The 15522-nt window shown below is 68.3% G+C and carries 12 protein-coding genes; 10 read left to right on the forward strand and 2 right to left on the reverse strand.

All coding sequences use genetic code 11. The features are described from left to right. Nucleotides 1-13 precede the first annotated feature (13 nt). From J3R73_RS01585 to J3R73_RS01610, 6 genes are read left to right on the forward strand one after another with little or no spacing between them, the layout of a single operon-like run. Nucleotides 14-1135 carry an ABC transporter ATP-binding protein gene (locus J3R73_RS01585; protein WP_307421741.1) on the forward strand — a complete coding sequence of 374 codons (1122 nt, stop codon included), beginning with the start codon at nucleotides 14-16 and terminating at the stop codon, nucleotides 1133-1135. A 21-nt stretch (nucleotides 1136-1156) separates the two neighbouring features. Then, nucleotides 1157-2563, forward strand: a complete 1407-nt coding sequence (locus J3R73_RS01590) for an aminotransferase (RefSeq protein WP_307421743.1) — start codon at nucleotides 1157-1159, stop codon at nucleotides 2561-2563. Nucleotides 2564-2598: 35 nt separating this feature from the next. Next, nucleotides 2599-3504 carry a dihydrodipicolinate synthase family protein gene (locus J3R73_RS01595; RefSeq protein WP_307421744.1) on the forward strand — a complete coding sequence of 302 codons (906 nt, stop codon included), beginning with the start codon at nucleotides 2599-2601 and terminating at the stop codon, nucleotides 3502-3504. Nucleotides 3505-3542: 38 nt separating this feature from the next. After that, the gene (locus tag J3R73_RS01600; protein ID WP_307421745.1) at nucleotides 3543-4979 is read left to right on the forward strand and encodes a diaminopimelate decarboxylase family protein; all 1437 of its coding nucleotides are present in this window, start codon (nucleotides 3543-3545) and stop codon (nucleotides 4977-4979) included. Between the two features lie 6 nt (nucleotides 4980-4985). Next, a complete protein-coding gene (locus J3R73_RS01605) occupies nucleotides 4986-5771 on the forward strand; it encodes an SDR family oxidoreductase (RefSeq protein ID WP_307421746.1) in 786 nt (261 codons plus the stop codon). 28 nt (nucleotides 5772-5799) lie between these two features. Then, nucleotides 5800-6516, forward strand: coding sequence for an SDR family oxidoreductase (locus tag J3R73_RS01610; RefSeq protein ID WP_307421747.1), 717 nt, complete (start codon nucleotides 5800-5802; stop codon nucleotides 6514-6516). A 21-nt stretch (nucleotides 6517-6537) separates the two neighbouring features. Here the strand turns inward: J3R73_RS01610 and gcvPB are convergent, their stop codons facing one another. Together gcvPB and gcvPA are read right to left on the reverse strand one after the other, a co-directional pair. Continuing rightward, a complete protein-coding gene (gene gcvPB / locus J3R73_RS01615) occupies nucleotides 6538-8091 on the reverse strand; it encodes an aminomethyl-transferring glycine dehydrogenase subunit GcvPB (RefSeq protein WP_307421748.1) in 1554 nt (517 codons plus the stop codon). A 23-nt stretch (nucleotides 8092-8114) separates the two neighbouring features. Next, nucleotides 8115-9512: an aminomethyl-transferring glycine dehydrogenase subunit GcvPA gene (gene gcvPA, locus J3R73_RS01620; RefSeq protein WP_307421750.1), complete on the reverse strand. Its 1398-nt coding sequence runs from the start codon at nucleotides 9510-9512 to the stop codon at nucleotides 8115-8117. 126 nt (nucleotides 9513-9638) lie between these two features. Here gcvPA and J3R73_RS01625 point away from each other — a divergent pair, with 126 nt between their 5' ends. The 4 genes from J3R73_RS01625 to J3R73_RS01640 all read left to right on the forward strand — a co-directional run bounded on the left by J3R73_RS01625 (nucleotide 9639) and on the right by J3R73_RS01640 (nucleotide 15200). Then, a complete protein-coding gene (locus tag J3R73_RS01625) occupies nucleotides 9639-10814 on the forward strand; it encodes an ATP-NAD kinase family protein (protein WP_307421752.1) in 1176 nt (391 codons plus the stop codon). 46 nt (nucleotides 10815-10860) lie between these two features. Continuing rightward, complete coding sequence (locus J3R73_RS01630) at nucleotides 10861-12408, forward strand: FAD-dependent oxidoreductase (protein WP_307421753.1); 1548 nt, start codon at nucleotides 10861-10863, stop codon at nucleotides 12406-12408. A gap of 285 nt (nucleotides 12409-12693) precedes the next feature. Next, nucleotides 12694-13899, forward strand: coding sequence for a porin (locus tag J3R73_RS01635; protein WP_307421755.1), 1206 nt, complete (start codon nucleotides 12694-12696; stop codon nucleotides 13897-13899). A 215-nt stretch (nucleotides 13900-14114) separates the two neighbouring features. Then, complete coding sequence (locus J3R73_RS01640; RefSeq protein WP_307421757.1) at nucleotides 14115-15200, forward strand: alpha/beta hydrolase; 1086 nt, start codon at nucleotides 14115-14117, stop codon at nucleotides 15198-15200. Nucleotides 15201-15522 lie beyond the last annotated feature (322 nt).

Raw genomic sequence — 15522 nt, forward strand, 5'->3', positions numbered from 1 at the left:
CGAGGAGTCCCGCGTGGTTACAGTGACATTCGACAGGGTGCGCAAGCTCTTCGGCGAGATGGTGGCCATTCCCGGCCTCGATCTCACCATCGACTCCGGCGAATTCGTGTCCCTTCTCGGCCCCTCCGGCTGCGGCAAGACCACGACCCTGCGCATGCTGGCCGGCCTCGAACAGCCGAGCGGCGGGCGGATCCTGATCGGCGACCGCGAGGTCAACAACCTGGCTCCCGGCGAGCGCGACATCGCCATGGTGTTCCAGTCCTATGCGCTCTATCCGCATATGACGGTGGCGCAGAACATCGCCTATCCCCTCAGGAAGCGGGGCGTGCCCCGGGCGCAGCGCCCGGCGATGGTGAAGGCGGCGGCCGATCTCCTGCAATTGGGGCCGCTGCTCGACCGCAAGCCGCGCCAGCTCTCGGGCGGCCAGCAGCAGCGCGTTGCCCTCGGGCGGGCGCTGGTGCGCGAGCCCAAGGTCTTCCTGCTCGACGAGCCCTTGTCCAATCTCGACGCCAAATTGCGCGCCCATATGCGGGCGGAACTGATCGAGCTGCACCGCCGCCTCGGCAAGACCATGGTCTACGTCACCCATGACCAGTTGGAGGCCATGACGATGTCGGGCCGCATCGCGGTGATGCAGGGCGGCGTGCTCCAGCAATTCGCGACGCCCGCCGAGATCTACCACCGGCCGGCCAACGCCTTCGTCGCCGGCTTCATCGGCACGCCGTCGATGACCCTGGCCGACGGCGAGATCGCCGCGGTCGACGGCAATCCCGTGCTGAAGCTGGGCTCGCTGCTGCTCGATCTCCCGGTCGAGCATCTCGATGCGAGGCCGGCGGACGGCCGGCGCGTCACCATCGGCGTGCGGCCGGAGGACATCGTCATCGGATCGGGCGCGGCGCGCGGCCATGTGCGGCTCGTCGAGCCGACCGGGCACGAATCGATCGTGCTGATCAAGGCCGGCAATGTCGATTTCACCGTGCGCGTGCCGGGCGACACCCTGATCGCGGCCGGCGAGACCATTCCCTTCGATCTCCGGCGCGACCGCATCCACGTCTTCGACCGCGACAGCGGCGTGCGGCTCAACGCCGACCGCAACAGGGCCGATGTCGCCGGCCGTTCGCGCCTTCCGGCCTGAGCCGTTCCTGGAGAAGCCTTCATGCATGATCTGCTGCGCAACACTCCCGATCTGGAGACGCTCGACAAGCGCTATTTCTTCCACCCCTTCACGGCCCTGGCGGACCATGAGCGCAACGGCCCGCATGTCGTCGTCAAGGGCGAGGGGGTCTGGCTGGAGGACAATCACGGCGCCCGCTTCATCGACGGCATGGCCGGGCTGTGGTGCGTGAATGTCGGCTATGGCCGCGAGGAGATCGCCGACGTCCTGCAGCACCAGGCGCTCACGCTGCCCTATTTCCACTCCTTCTCGTCATGGGCGACGGATACGCCGATCCTCCTGGCCGAACGGCTGATCGAGATGGCGCCGGTGCCGATGTCGAAGGTGTTCTTCGGCCAGTCGGGCTCGGACGCGAACGACACCCAGGTCAAGCTGGTCTGGTACTACAACAACGCCCGCGGCAAGCCGGGCAAGAAGAAGATCATCGCGCGCAACCGCGGCTATCACGGCGTGACGATCGTCTCCGGCAGCCTCACCGGCATGCCCTCGCTGCATTCGGGCTTCGACCTGCCGCTGTCCTTCGTGCGCCATACCACCGCGCCCTACCGCCTGTGGGAAGCCGAACCCGGCCTGTCGGACGAGGACTTCGTCGCCAGGCTCGCCGGTGACCTCGAAAACCTCATCCTCGCCGAGGGGCCGGAGACGGTCGGCGCCGTCATCATGGAGCCGGTGATGGGGGCGGGCGGGGTGATCGTGCCGCCCGAGGGCTATTATCCCGCCATCCGGGCGGTGCTCGACCGCCATGACGTGCTGCTGATCGCCGACGAGGTGATCACCGGCTTCGGGCGGCTCGGCACGATGTTCGGTACCACCGCCATGGCGATGCAGCCCGACCTCGTCACCCTCGCCAAGGGCATCACCTCGGCCTATGTGCCGCTTTCGGCCTGCATGGTGTCCGAAAAGGTCTGGCGCGCCATCGTCGACGGCCAGGGGGCGCTCGGCGCCTTCGGCCATGGCTATACCTATTCGGCCCATCCGCTCGCCGCAGCGGCGGCGCTCGCCAATCTCGACATCATCGAGAATGACGGGCTGGTGGAGCAGGCCGGGGCGCGCGGCGCCTTCATGCATGCCAGGCTGCAGGCGGCGTTCGCCGACCATCCGCTGGTCGGCGAGATCCGGGGCACGGGCCTGGTCGGGGCGGTGGAATTCGTCGCCCGGAAGTCGCCGGCCACCCGCTTCGAGCCGGCGCTGAAGATCGCCGGCCGCGTCGTCAAGGCGGCGCTCGCCCAGGGCGTGATCACCCGCGCGCTGCCCCATGCCGACACGATCTCCTTCTCGCCCCCCTTCGTGATCTCCGAGGACGAGATCACCCAGATGGTGGAAGGGGCCCGCAAGGCGGCCGATGCCGTGATGGACGATCTCGTCCGCGAAAAGATCTGGTCGGCCTGAGCGGCCGCCTCCCCGATTCACAAGGATTGATATTCATGGACAGGACGAGTGTCGACTGGGCCGGGCCGATGCCGGCGATCACCACGCCGTTCCACGACGACGGCCGCATCGACGAGGCGGCATTCGCCGCCAATATCGACCGGCTGATGAAGGACGGCGCCACCGGCGTGGTGGCCGGCGGCTGCACCGGCGAGTTCTGGGCGCTCAGCCATGAGGAGCGCAAGCGCGTCTACGAGATCTCCAAGGAGGCGATGGGCGGGCGCGGCACCCTGATCGTCGGCACCGGCGCCGTCACCGTCGACGAGGCCGTGGCGCTCTCCCGCCACGCCGAGAAGGTCGGCTGCGACGGGGCGCTGATCCTGCCGCCCTATTTCGTCAAGCTCTCGGATGACGAGATCTTCGCCCATTATGCCGACGTGACCGGCGCCATCGGCCTGCCCGTACTGCTCTACAACATTCCCGGCAATGCGGTGAACGCGCTGACGCCGGCGCTCGTCTCCCGCCTCGCCGGCCTCGACCGCGTGGTGGCGGTGAAGGAGAGCTCGGGCGACTGGAACAATTACTACGGCACGGCGCTGGCGGTGCGCGATCGCCTGCGCGTGTTCTGCGGGCCGTCCTCGGTGTTCGGCGTGCCGGCCGTCGATCTCGGCGCCGACGGCACCATCGACTGCTTCCCGAACGTGTGGTCGCCGGGCGGTCTCGACCTCTATTTCGCGCCCAAGCGCGGCGACCGCGTCGAGGCCGAGCGCGTCCAGGCTCTCGGCCGCCGGCTCACCGACCTCTTCACCTCGGGCGGACGCACGCTCTACCCCGCCACCAAGGCGGCGATGGACATGCTCGGCCTGCCCGGCGGCGGCAAGCCGCGGGCGCCGTTGCGTCCCCTCGGCGGCGAGGCGCGGGCCGGCCTCGAAAAGGGTCTCCGGGAACTCGGCCTGCTCTGAGCGGGCCGATCGTCACTGATATTGTTGAGGAGAGGGTCATGACCATGCAGGAAAAGACAAAGGGCAGCGCGCCCCAGCTCACGCCGGTGGATTACACGGTGAAGTTCGGCGAGTTCATCGGCGTCGGCCCGAACGGCAACCTGTTCGTCGACGGCTGCGATGTGCAGGTGCTCGCCGAGAAATTCGGCACGCCGCTCTACATCATCTCGGAAAAGCAGCTGCGCTATAGCTACCGCGCCTTCCGCGACGCCTTCCGCCGGCATTATCCAGATGTGGAGATCCTGTTCGCCAACAAGTCGAACAACGGCCTCGCCATCCGCCACATCATGAACCAGGAGGGGGCGGGCGGCGACTGCTTCGGCGCGCAGGAAATGTATATGGCGCTGCTGGCGGGCACCGATGCCCGGACGCTGGTGCTGAACGGCTCCAACAAGCAGGATGAAGAAATCGAGATGGCGGCGGCCAACGGCCTGTGCATCAACATCGATGCCATGGACGAGCTCGACCGCATCGCGGCGGTGGCCGAGCGCCTCGACGTCGACGTCGATGTCGGCATCCGCCTCAAGCTCGACCTCGATCCCCTGCGCGAGCGCCACGGCGTCGCCATGCACGGGCCGGGCACGCTGAAGCAGCAGAGCGACTCGACCAAATGGGGCATGAACCGCGCCCAGACGGTGGAGATCGTCAAGCGGGCGCTGGCGATGCCGCGCATCCGGCTCAAGGAGACCCATTTCCATCTCAGCCGCATGTCGAACGAGGCCGCCGACTTCGCCGTGATGGCGCGCGAGATGATCACCTGGTCCGGCTATATCCGCGACAACACCGGCTGGACGCCGCCCTGCATCGATATCGGCGGCGGCTGGACCTTCGGCAAATGGTACGGCACCGGCCCCAACAGCCAGCTCGACGATGCCAGCGCGCCGACGGCCGAAGACTATGCCCGCCTGTGCGCCGCGGCGATCAAGGAGGAGGCCGAGCGGCTCGGCCTGCCGCTGCCCAAGCTGCGCCTGGAGCCCGGCCGTGCCCTCTCCGGCCCGTCGGGCGTCGCGGTCGGCCGCGTCGGCGCGGTGAAGGAGGGCACGTCCAAGAAATGGGTGAACCTCGATCTGTCCACCAATCATCTGTCCTGGGCGGCCGTGCTCGACTGGTACTATCACGCGGTCCCCGTCGCCGATGCCGAGGCGCCGGCAACCGAGCAGGTCGATCTCGTCGGCCCGCTCTGCAATTCGGACGAGATCGGCCCCCATCGCACCATGCCGGCCTTGAAGCGCGGCGATTTCGTCGCCTTCCTCGATGCCGGCGGCTACACCGAATCCTCGGCCGCCCGCTACAATGCCCAGCTTCTGCCGGCGACGGTGCTGGTGTCGGGAACGTCGGCCGAGATCATCACCGAGCGCGAGCAATTGCGGGATGTCGTCGGCCGCTTCCGCGTGCCGGCGCGCCTTCTGGCCGGCTCCTTCACACCCCGCAGCTGAGGACCGATGATGGATCTGGGAATCCGGGGCCGCCACGCCCTCGTGTGCGGCGGCAGCAAGGGGCTCGGCAAGGCGGCCGCCACGGCGCTGGCCGGGGAGGGGGCCGACCTCACTTTGGTCGCTCGCACGGAGGCGGCGCTGGAAGCGGCGGCGGCCGAGATCCGGGCTGCGACGGGCGTGAGCGTGGCCGTCGTCGCGGCGGACGTCACCACGGCGCAGGGGCGGGCCGCGGTGCTCGCCGCCTGTCCCGATCCCGATATCCTCGTCACCAATCCGGGCGTCCGCCAGACGCCCGACGATTTCCGCACCCTGGAGCGGGCGGGCTGGGATGCCTGGATGGAGGCGCATTTCTTCTCCGCCCTCGAACTCATCCGCGCCGTGGTGCCGGGCATGTGCGAGCGCAAATTCGGGCGGGTGGTGAACATCTCCGTCAGCTTCATCAAGTTCCCGCAGGTCAATTTCGGCCATTCCCATGCCGCCCGGCTCGCCTTGGCGGGCGCCATCGGCTCGATGGTGCGCGAACTCGTCGCCCACAACGTGGTGATCAACTCGGTGCTGCCGGGCTTCTTCGACACCGAGGCTCTGCAGACCAATCTCCACGGCCATGCCGCGCGCGGCAACACCACCTATGAGGCGATCGTCGCCGACAGGCTGAAATCGACGCCGGCCGGCCGCTTCGCCGATCCCAAGGAATGCGGCGACCTCATCGCCTTCCTGTGCAGCGCCCAGAACGGCTACATGACCGGGCAGAACATCGTGAACGACGGCGGCGTCTATCAGGGGCTGTTCTGAGATGGCCGGATCCCCATCGAGATCGGACATGCTGGAGCCCGCCGGCCGCGTGGTGATGGTGTCGGGCGCCTCGCGCGGCATCGGCCTCGCCATCGCAAGGCGCCTCCACGCCGAGGGCTATGCGCTCTCTCTCGGCGTGCGCAGCCCGGGACGGGTGAAGGCCTTCGCCGATCTCGATCCGGCGCGCGTCCTCGTCCAGGCCTTCGATGCGCAGCGGCCCGAGCACGCCGCGGCCTGGGTGGACGCCACCCTCGCCCGTTTCGGGCGCATCGACGTCCTCGTCAACAATGCCGGCATCCTGCGGGCGCTCGACCTGCGCTCCGGCGATGAGGACGTGCTCGACGAGATGTGGGCGGTGAATGTGAAGGCGCCCTACCGCCTGATCCGCCAGGCCCTGCCGCATCTGGAGCAGAGCGGGCACGGCCGCATCGTCAATGTCGCCTCCACCGACGGCAAGCGCTATCGCGACACGGTCTCCGTCGCCTATGCCATGACCAAGCATGCGGTGCTGGCCCTGACCCATGCCGCCAAATTCGCCGGCTGGGAGAAGGGCGTGCGCGTCACGGCGCTGTGCCCCGGCGCCGTCGACACCGAGCTCGTCGCCTCGATTCCGGGCGTGACGCCCGCGGCCAACCGCCTGGCGCCGGAGACGGTGGCGGAGACGGTCGCCTTCCTGCTCCGCCTGCCCAACACGGCTTCGGTGGCCGAGCTGGTGATGAACACGAGGCTGGAGACCTGGATATAGGGGGCACGGGAGACCCGTGCCTCACCGGTCCGAATTCTTCCTCAGATAAGCCCGCCAGGTCATCGCCCAGCGGGCGGGATCTTCCAGCGGCGCGGCCTTGATCTGGTGCACGGCCTGGTTGTGCGGGGCGGTGCGCACCAAATCGGGATCGGCATAGGCCTCCTCGATCACCGTGCCGAGCACCGCGATCCAATTGTCCAGATCCTCCTTCGACCACATCTCGCCGGCTTCCGGCGTGAAGGGCTGCGGCACGATCCACGGCTCGTGCGACAGCCAGAAGGCGTCGATGCCGTAATCGACCATGCGGTTCTGGATGTCCATGGCGCTGACGCCGGTCTCCTCGAACACCTGGCCGAGGCTGAAGCGGGTCATCTCCATGCGCCACAGATCGATATGGGGATGGGAGCGCGACACGCCCCTGAGCTTCAGGAGCTCGTGCTCCATGTAATTGTTGGCGAGCACGGAGAGATCGGCCGCCTCGCGAAGGCCCTCGGCGCCGAGCGACCGCGTCCAGGCATAGGCCTTCAGCACCACCGGCAGATTGCCCAGGAACTCGCGGACCTTGCCGATGCTCCGCTCGCCGGCGTGATCGAGACGATAGAGTCCGCCGTCGAAGGAGACGAGGGGCTGGGGCAGATAGGGCGCGAGTTCCTCGCTGCAGCCATAGGCGCCGACCGCCGGGCCGCCGCCGCCCTTGGGCGCGCCGAACGTCTTGTGCAGCATGAACATGCAGGCGTCGAAGCCGAGTTCCCGCGCACGCAGGCGGCTCATCACGCCGTTGAAATTGGCATGGTCGTAGAAGCACAGGCCGCCGGCCTCGTGCACCACGCGGATCCATTCCTTGATGTCGGGATTGTAGATGCCCATGTCGTCGGGGTTGTTGATCATCAGGGCGGCGGTGCGATCGGAAACCGCCGCCTTCAGGGCGTCCAGCGAGGGGTAGCCGTTTTCCTCCAGCGGCAGGGTGATCACCTTGAATCCCGCCGTCGCCGCCGTCGCGGGATTGCAGGGATGGGCCTGCAGCGAGGTGATGATCTCGTCGCGCTTGCCGATCTCCCCGCGCGCGGCGAGCCAGGCCCGGGTGACGCAGGCATGGGTATAGGCCGCATCCGCCCCGCCGGCGGCCTGGAAGACGAACCGGTCCATGCCGGAGAGCTCCCGGAGCATCAGGTCGAAGTCGTAGACGATCTTCAGGATGCCCTGCAGCGTCTCCTCGTCCTGCAGCGGGTGCATCTCGGCGATCTCCGGCCGGGCCGCCAGCGCCTCGCCGAGGCGGGGATTGTATTTCATGGTGCAGGTGCCGAAGAGGTTGATGCCCATCATGCCCAGAGTCTGCTGCGACAGATGGAGATAATGGCGCAGCACGTCCGGCTCCGACATTTCCGGCAGCGCCGGCCGGGTCTGCCGGCGCATCGCCGCCGGCAGGAGGTCGCTCGCCGCGCCCACCGCCTGCGCGACGGCGTCTTCCGCAGCGGGGAAGGTGACGCCCCGCCGTCCGGGCCGGCCCATCTCCATCACCACCGGCTCGTCCCACACCGCGGCGTGGTATTTCCGCAAGCCGGTCTCGGCTTTCACGGGGGTCTTCGCCTGCATGTTCATCAGCCCAGAACCTCTGCGAGAGCGGCGGCCAGACGGTCGATATCGGCCCGCGTATGGATTTCGGTGACGGCATAGAGCGCGCTCTGGCCGAGTTCGGGGAAGGCGGCGGACAGGTCGTGCCCGCCGAAAATGCCGTGCGCCCGCAGCGCCTTGTTGATCGCCTGCACGGATTTCCCGGATCCGGAGAAGTCCAGCACGAACTCCTTGAAGAAGCCGCCGCGGAACGTGACCGCGACGCCCGGCACGGCCGCCAGCACCCGGGCGGCGTAATGGGCCTGCTGCACGATGAGCTCGCCGACCTCGCGAAAGCCCTCCGGCCCCATCAGCGACATGTAGACGGCGTTGGAGATCGCCCACAGATAGACCGAGTTGCCGGTCCAGTCCTTGCCGTTCTCGCGCGAGCCGTAGGAGGATTGGTGCAGCAGCGAGAGGCCGAAGGCGCGTTCGCCGGGGACGGTCGTCTCGGCGATCGAGACGAGAAGGGCCGGGTATTCGCGGGCATAGCGCTCCTCGTCGCGGCTGGCGATGAAGCCGCCGGTGCCGCCGCCGCAATTCATGTGCACGCCCAAAGGCTGCGTGGTGCCGACCACGATGTCGGCGCCGAAGGTGGCGGGCGGTGCGAGCACGCCCAGCGAGATCGGATCGACGCCGACGATGAATTCGGCGCCGGCCGCATGGGCGAGCCGGGCGATCGCGGCGGCCTGCGTCTCGATGAGGCCGAGATAGTTCGGCGTCTCCACATAGACCGCGGCGGTGCGCTCCGACAGCCGTGCCTCGAGTTCGGCGAGGTCGAGAAGCCCCGTCGCGGCGTCGAAACCGATCTCGACGACGTCGATATGGTCCGGCATGGCCGGGGGCTGGCAGTAATTGCGGATGACGGACAGGCGTTCGGGGCAGAGGATGCGCGGCACCAGCACTTGCCGGCGGCCGGTGAGGCGCGATGCCATGCGGATGGCGTGGCCGGCGGCGCAGCCCCAGCTGTAGACCGGCAGGCTGACGATCTCCATCTCCAGGAGCTCGCCGAGCTGGCTGGTGAACTCGAACCAGGCCTGGTTGCGGCCGTGGTCGGAGGAGGGCGTGCCCCAGACCGGGGTCAGGAATTCGCTGCGCCCGGCGATCTCGTCGCAGATGGCGGGAACGTGGTGCTGCCAGCAGCCGCCGCCCAGAAAACTCAGATTGCTTTCGCAATCCTGGTTCCGGCCGAGCAGGGAGAGCAGATGCCGGCGCAGCGCCACTTCGGAGCGCAGGGCGGGCGGCAGGTCAAAGGGGCGGGTGGTGCGATGGTCGGCCGGGATCTGTTCGAACAGCGCCTCGACGGAGGGGGCGCCGATGGCGTCCAGCATCTCCTGTTTGATCGCGTCGACGGAATTGGCCATGAAAGGATGGGTAAAGGTCATCGCTCCTCGCAATCAGCTGCCGGCCGGCGGAGAGTGCCGAATCTCGGCGGCGCCTGTCAACGAATTGTACGCATCGCGCACAAAAGTTACCATACCGAACGAGCCGGGCTGCAAGCGGGAGAGGTCATGATGCGGGAAGGAGAGGAGCGGGCGCTCCGCATCGGCTTCCTGATCAATCCGCTGGCGGGGCTCGGCGGACGCGTCGGCCTGAAGGGGTCCGACGGCGCCGGGATCGTCGCAGCCGCTCTGGCGCGGGGCGCGCGGCCTTTGGCGGAGGTGCGTGCCGGGCTCGCTTTGCGCGGCCTGGCCGCGGCCGGCGCCACCATCCTCACGGCGGCCGGGGCCATGGGCGAGCAGGCCTGCCGGCTGGCGGGCATCGCCGCCCGCAGCGTCCATCGTCCGGCCGGGGACGTCACCACCGCCGAGGATACGGTCGAGGCCGCGCGCGCCTTCCTGCGCGAGGGCGTCGACCTCGTGCTGTTCGCCGGCGGCGACGGCACGGCGCGCGACGTTCATGCCGCCGTCGGACGCCAGGCCGCCATGCTCGGCATTCCAGCCGGGGTGAAGATGTATTCGGGCGTGTTCGCCCTGTCGCCGGTCCATGCCGGGCTATTGGCTGCCGCCTTTCGCCCCGGCGCTCCCCTGGCGGAGCGCGAGATCCTCGATATCGATGAGGAGAGCCTGCGCCGGGGCCGGCCGGCCACCCGCCTGCACGGCTATGGGCTCGTGCCGCGCGATCGGGCGGTCCAGGCGGCGAAGGCCTCGGCCGGGACCGACGAAGAGGGCGACCTCGCCGCCCTCTGCCGCGCTGCCGCCCGGCAGCTCGAGCCCGGCCTGCTCCATATCGTCGGCCCCGGCTCGACCATGCAGCGCCTCCTCGCCGAGGCCGGCCAGGAGGGTACGCTGCTCGGGGTCGACCTCATGGCCGATGGCGAACTCGTCGGCCGCGATGTCGGCGAAGCGCGGATCCTCACTGCCATGGCCGGGCGGCCGGCGCGCATCCATGTCGGGGTGATCGGCGGCACGGGCTGCCTTTTCGGGCGCGGCAACCAGCAGATCAGCGCGGATGTGCTGCGCCTGGTTCCGCGCGAACGCATCTCGATCCTCGCCCCGCCGGCCAAGTTGGCCCTGCTCGGCCCGGACGGCTTCTTCGTCGATACCGGCGATGCGCAGGTCGACGCGATGCTCGCCGGTTACGTGAAGGTCGACACCGCGCCCGGGCGCAGGATGGTGATGAAGGTCGCCGGCGCGTCGGGCCTGCGCCGGCCCTCGGCCTCTGCGGGTGCGGAGAAGCCGGCCTGAACTTCCGCCGCCTTCGGGCGTTTCGCCACGGCGGAGGAGAACGGCCGTGCAAGACGAACCCGATACCGATCTTCCGGACCTGACCCGGGGCGTGCCGTCGGCCCGCCTGGCGGAGGGCGGCCTGCTGACGGGGCGCGTCGGCGAGGAGAAGGTCATCGTCTGGCGCCGGGGCCGCGATGTCGCGGCCTATGCCGCGGCCTGCCCGCATCTCGGCGGACCGCTGGACGAAGGCCTGCTCGAAGACGGCGTCGTCGCCTGTCCCTGGCATCATGCCTGCTTCGACCTGAGGACCGGCGCCGCGGTGGCGGCGCCCGCCTTCGACGCCCTCAGGCGCTATCCGGTCGCCGAGAGCCGGGGCGTGATCGTGGTGACCGCGCCAACCGGAGCCTCGAACGAGCCGGCCGCGCCGGCCTTGCCCTCCGCTTCACGTCCCGATGGGCCGATGGCGATCATCGGCGGCGGCGCCGCCGGCTTCGCGGCCGCGGATGCACTGCGCCGGAACGGCTGGCGCGGCCGCATCGCGATGTTCTCCTCGGACGCCGACGAGCCCTATGACCGGACCCTGCTGACCAAGGATTATCTCGACGGCAGTTTCGGCGACGACCGGCTGCCCATCGCCCGTCACGGCGTCGAGGCCCTCGGCATCGCCTTCGAGCCCAACGTGCGGGTCGAGTCGATCGACGTGCCCGGCCGGCTGGTGCGGCTCGAAGACGGCCGAAGCGAGGCCTATGCGAGGCTCCTGCTGGCGACGGGCGCCGAGCCGCGCAGGCCGGGCCTGCCCGGCGAGGGATTGCCGCATGTGCATCTGCTTCGCTCGCTCGCCGATTGCCGGCGCATCCTCGCGGATGCGAGAACCGCCCGCCATGTCGTGGTGCTGGGCGGCAGCTTCATCGGCATGGAGGCGGCGGCCTCGCTCCGGAGCCGCGGCCTCGCCATCGATCTCGTCGCGCCCGATTCGCATCCGATGGAGAAGATCTTCGGGCGCGCCCTGTCGGATCTCGTCGTCGACACCTATCGGCGCAACGGCGTCACGCTGCATCTCGGTCGCAAGGCTACGGCGATCGCGGGCGACGCCATCACCCTGGACGACGGCACCACCCTGCCTGCCGATCTCGTCGTGATCGGCATCGGCGTCGAACCCCGGATTGAACTGGCCGAGAGCGCCGGCCTGGCGGTCGACGAGGGCGTCCTCGTCGATGCGCATCTGCGCACGAGCGCGCCCGGCATCTATGCCGCCGGCGACATCTGCCGCTGGCCGGATCCACACAGCGGCGAGGCCATCCGCGTGGAGCACTGGGTGGTGGCGGAGCGCCAGGGGCAGGCTGCGGCGGCCAACATGCTGGGGGCGGACCGGCCCTTCGCCATGGTGCCGTTCTTCTGGACCAAGCATTTCGATCTCGCCATCCGCTATGTCGGCCACGCCGAGCGCTGGGACGAACTGGTGGTCGAAGGCGATTTGTCGAAGCGGCACGCCCTCATCCGCTATCGCCGGGAGGGCCGGGATCTCGCCGTGGCGACCGTGGGCCGGGATCTCGATTCGCTGCGGGAGGAGCGGAAGATGGCGCTTGCGCACGCCCCTTCGCCGTGGACCTGAGCCAGCAAAATGCAGGGCGATGCGCGGACGCCCTTGATCCGCCGGTGCCGGCAGAGGCCGCGGACCGTGTCATATTTGTCACAGGGCGGCGCAAACATGACGCATGCGTGACGCCAATGCGTCTTTTCCTTGTCTAATACTCTATAGAATAAATAGACATACTACATCGTGATTCCGCCACGAGGACAGGCTGCCGCAGCGGCCTCATCGGCGGGCAGGCGCGTGCGATGCGAGCGGCCGGTTTGCGGGCTCGCTATCGCGTGACCGGTGCAATTGGGGGCATTCGTGACGATCAGATCCATTCTCCTGGGCCTTGCCGCGGGCTCGGCTTTTCTCGGCGCGGCGTCGGCTGCCGATCTGCCGGCCGCCAAGGCCGAGGCGGTGGAATATGTGAAAATATGCTCGGCCTTCGGCCCGGGCTTCTTCTACATTCCCGGCACCGACACCTGCCTGCAGATCTCGGGCCAGATCCGCGCCGACTATTTCTACACCGAGCCGTCGACCCGGAAGAGCAACGTCACGACGTTCCGCTCGCAGGCGCGGATCCGCTTCGATGCCCGGACCCAGACCGATTACGGCATCCTGCGCTCCTTCCTGGAGATCGAGGCCGACAACAACGCCCTGGGCACGACCCAGAATGGGGTGACCGGCACGAATTTCCTCAATATCCGCCGCGCCTATATCCAGTTCGGCGGCCTGACGGCCGGCTATGCCTGGTCGCCTTATTCCTTCTATGAGCAGTACTATCAGGCCGTATTCTTCGCGCCCTATTTCGGCGAGCATGACCGGCGTCAATTGCTGAGCTACACGGCCCAGTTCGGCAAGTTCTGGGGCGCCCTGTCGGTCGAAGATCCCGTCGCCAACCGCTCGACGAGCACCTTCGGCACCGCGACCGTCAACGCCGTCAGCGACACGCTGGTTTACGGCGGCTCTTCGGTTCCCGATGTCGTCGGCGTCATCGGTTACGACGACAACAAGAACTGGGGCCGCGTCCAGATCATGGCCGCCTCGCATGAGAGCAACCCGTCGACCGTCGGCTATGACAGCAAATATGGCTATGCGGTCGGCATCGGCGGCAATTTGAACTTCCCGATCCTGTCCGGCGCCTATGTCGCGGTGGAAGCGAGCTATGCCGACGGCGCCATGAAGTATCTCAACGCCGGCAGCGCCGACGCCTATGGCAATCCGATCGCGCCGCATGACCTCGCCCTCTCCAAGGGCTGGTCGGTCCAGGGCGAAGCGGGCCTGAACATCACCCCGGCCCTGCAGGCGGTGCTCTTCGGCGGCTACCTGAACTATGATGCGCCGTCGATCGCCACCAAGATCAGCGACAATTTCAACTATTACGTCATCGGCGGCCAGGTGAACTACACCATGGTCAAGGGCTTCATCGTCGGCGCCGAAGCCTGGTACCAGAACAAGGATCCGGAAGGCACGAGCCCGAATGCCCACGCGGTCGGCGCCGGCCTCCGCCTCCGCCGCACCTTCTGAGCGGCAGAGGGCATCCGGAAATGGCCCGAATTCAGTCCGTATCCGTTCACATTTTGGGCATGTCCCGATCCACTGTGTGACGGTCGGGCAACACAAGGGAACAAATCGGCTCCCGCGGGGGGCTTCATGCGGAAAAGATGCTTTTTGTCCTAAAGGGGCCACATCCTTTCCGCAGTAGTGGGGCCACCCATTCATCTTGAATCCGCGGACGCTCCATGAACTGGCCGGTCTCCATGAACTTGTCGCTGCGGTGGCGCTTCCTTGGCGGTTTCCTGGCCATGGCCGCGTTCCTGGCCGGGACGGCCTGCGCGCCGGCGAGCACGCTCGAGGAGATGTCCGTCCCCAGCCAGGCGCTGGGACATGCCCTCACGGTGTCGGTCTACCGCCCGGCCGATCCGGCGCCGAAGGCCGGCTGGCCGGTGCTCTATCTCCTGCACGGGCTCGACGGCAGCAACCGCGACTGGTCGGACCTCGGCGGCATCCAGGGCACGCTCGACCGGCTGATCAAGGGCGGCCGCATCCACCCGATGGTGGTCGTCATGCCGGATGCCGGCAACAGCTGGTATGTCGATTCGGCCGATGTGAAGGGACCGGGCAATTATGAGACCGCGATCCTGAACGATCTGCCCAAGGCGATCGAGAAGCGGTTCGCGCCCCATTGCGAGCGCCGCAGCCGGGCCATTGCCGGCATATCGATGGGCGGCTTCGGCGCCCTGCGCTTCGCCCTGAAGCGGCCGGACCGCTATGTCGCCGTCGCCAGCCTCTCCGGCGCGATCTGGCAGAACGTGCCCGTCGACCTCGCGGCCGGCGGGGCATCCTGGACCGGCGCCGCCAGCCCCTATTTCCAGCGGGTCGATCCCGAGACGGTCATCGGCGGCGTCGACCTGCCGCCGGACGGGGCGCATTTCGGCGGGGCCTTCGGCACCCCCTTCGACGCGAGGCGCTTCAATGCCGCCAACGTCTTCACCCTGCTGGCGCGGCAACTGAAGGCGGGCGCCGAATTGCCGGCCATCTACCTCACCGTCGGCGACAGTGACAGCCACAATCTGTGGCGCGGTTCCTTCGCGCTCTACGAGACGCTGATGGCAGACCGCCAGAAGGTGGAGTTCCGCGTCACCGACGGCGACCATGTCTGGTCGCTGTGGCGGCGCACCATCGAGGACGCGCTCGTCTTCGTCGATTCGAAATTCGGGACGCCCGCTCCCGCTCCCGCCATCGCGGCGCTTCCCGACAAGCCGCGGAAGGGCCCCGACGCGCCGGGCACCTCGAAGGTCGCCAGCGGCGAGGCCATCGTGAAATAGGCTGCGGCCGGCACAATGCGGGCCAGGCGGGGGTGAGCCCTCCGCGACCCGCCGGCCGGGTACAGGGCCCCGCATCCGCCGGGTCCGCTCATCGCATACTCCTCGCTTCGTCATTCTCGGCGAGCCGCGCAGCGGCGAGGGAAGCCATGGGCCAGGAAATCCATGAGCCAGGACGCCACCCCTGCGTCACGGATCCCCTTCCTCGCTTCGCTCGCCGGGGATGACGGGCACGATGCCTGTTGAAAATTGTGCCGAATTCGCAGCCCCGGGACCTCGGCCCGTCAGGCGGCAAAAACGGCCCAAACTGGTATGATGAGATAAC

This window comes from Labrys monachus (assembly GCF_030814655.1).
Taxonomy (GTDB): Bacteria; Pseudomonadota; Alphaproteobacteria; order Rhizobiales; family Labraceae; genus Labrys; species Labrys monacha.

What these genes read in the sequence shown, in the direction of transcription:
- J3R73_RS01605 (WP_307421746.1), top strand. Translation starts at nt 4,986, where the DNA reads ATGATGGATCTGGGAATCCGGGGCCGCCACGCCCTCGTGTGCGGCGGC.
- J3R73_RS01590 (WP_307421743.1), top strand. Translation starts at nt 1,157, where the DNA reads ATGCATGATCTGCTGCGCAACACTCCCGATCTGGAGACGCTCGACAAG.
- J3R73_RS01640 (WP_307421757.1), top strand. Translation starts at nt 14,115, where the DNA reads ATGAACTGGCCGGTCTCCATGAACTTGTCGCTGCGGTGGCGCTTCCTT.
- J3R73_RS01595 (WP_307421744.1), top strand. Translation starts at nt 2,599, where the DNA reads ATGGACAGGACGAGTGTCGACTGGGCCGGGCCGATGCCGGCGATCACC.
- J3R73_RS01600 (WP_307421745.1), top strand. Translation starts at nt 3,543, where the DNA reads ATGACCATGCAGGAAAAGACAAAGGGCAGCGCGCCCCAGCTCACGCCG.
- J3R73_RS01625 (WP_307421752.1), top strand. Translation starts at nt 9,639, where the DNA reads ATGATGCGGGAAGGAGAGGAGCGGGCGCTCCGCATCGGCTTCCTGATC.
- gcvPA (WP_307421750.1), bottom strand. Translation starts at nt 9,512, where the DNA reads ATGACCTTTACCCATCCTTTCATGGCCAATTCCGTCGACGCGATCAAA.
- J3R73_RS01610 (WP_307421747.1), top strand. Translation starts at nt 5,800, where the DNA reads ATGCTGGAGCCCGCCGGCCGCGTGGTGATGGTGTCGGGCGCCTCGCGC.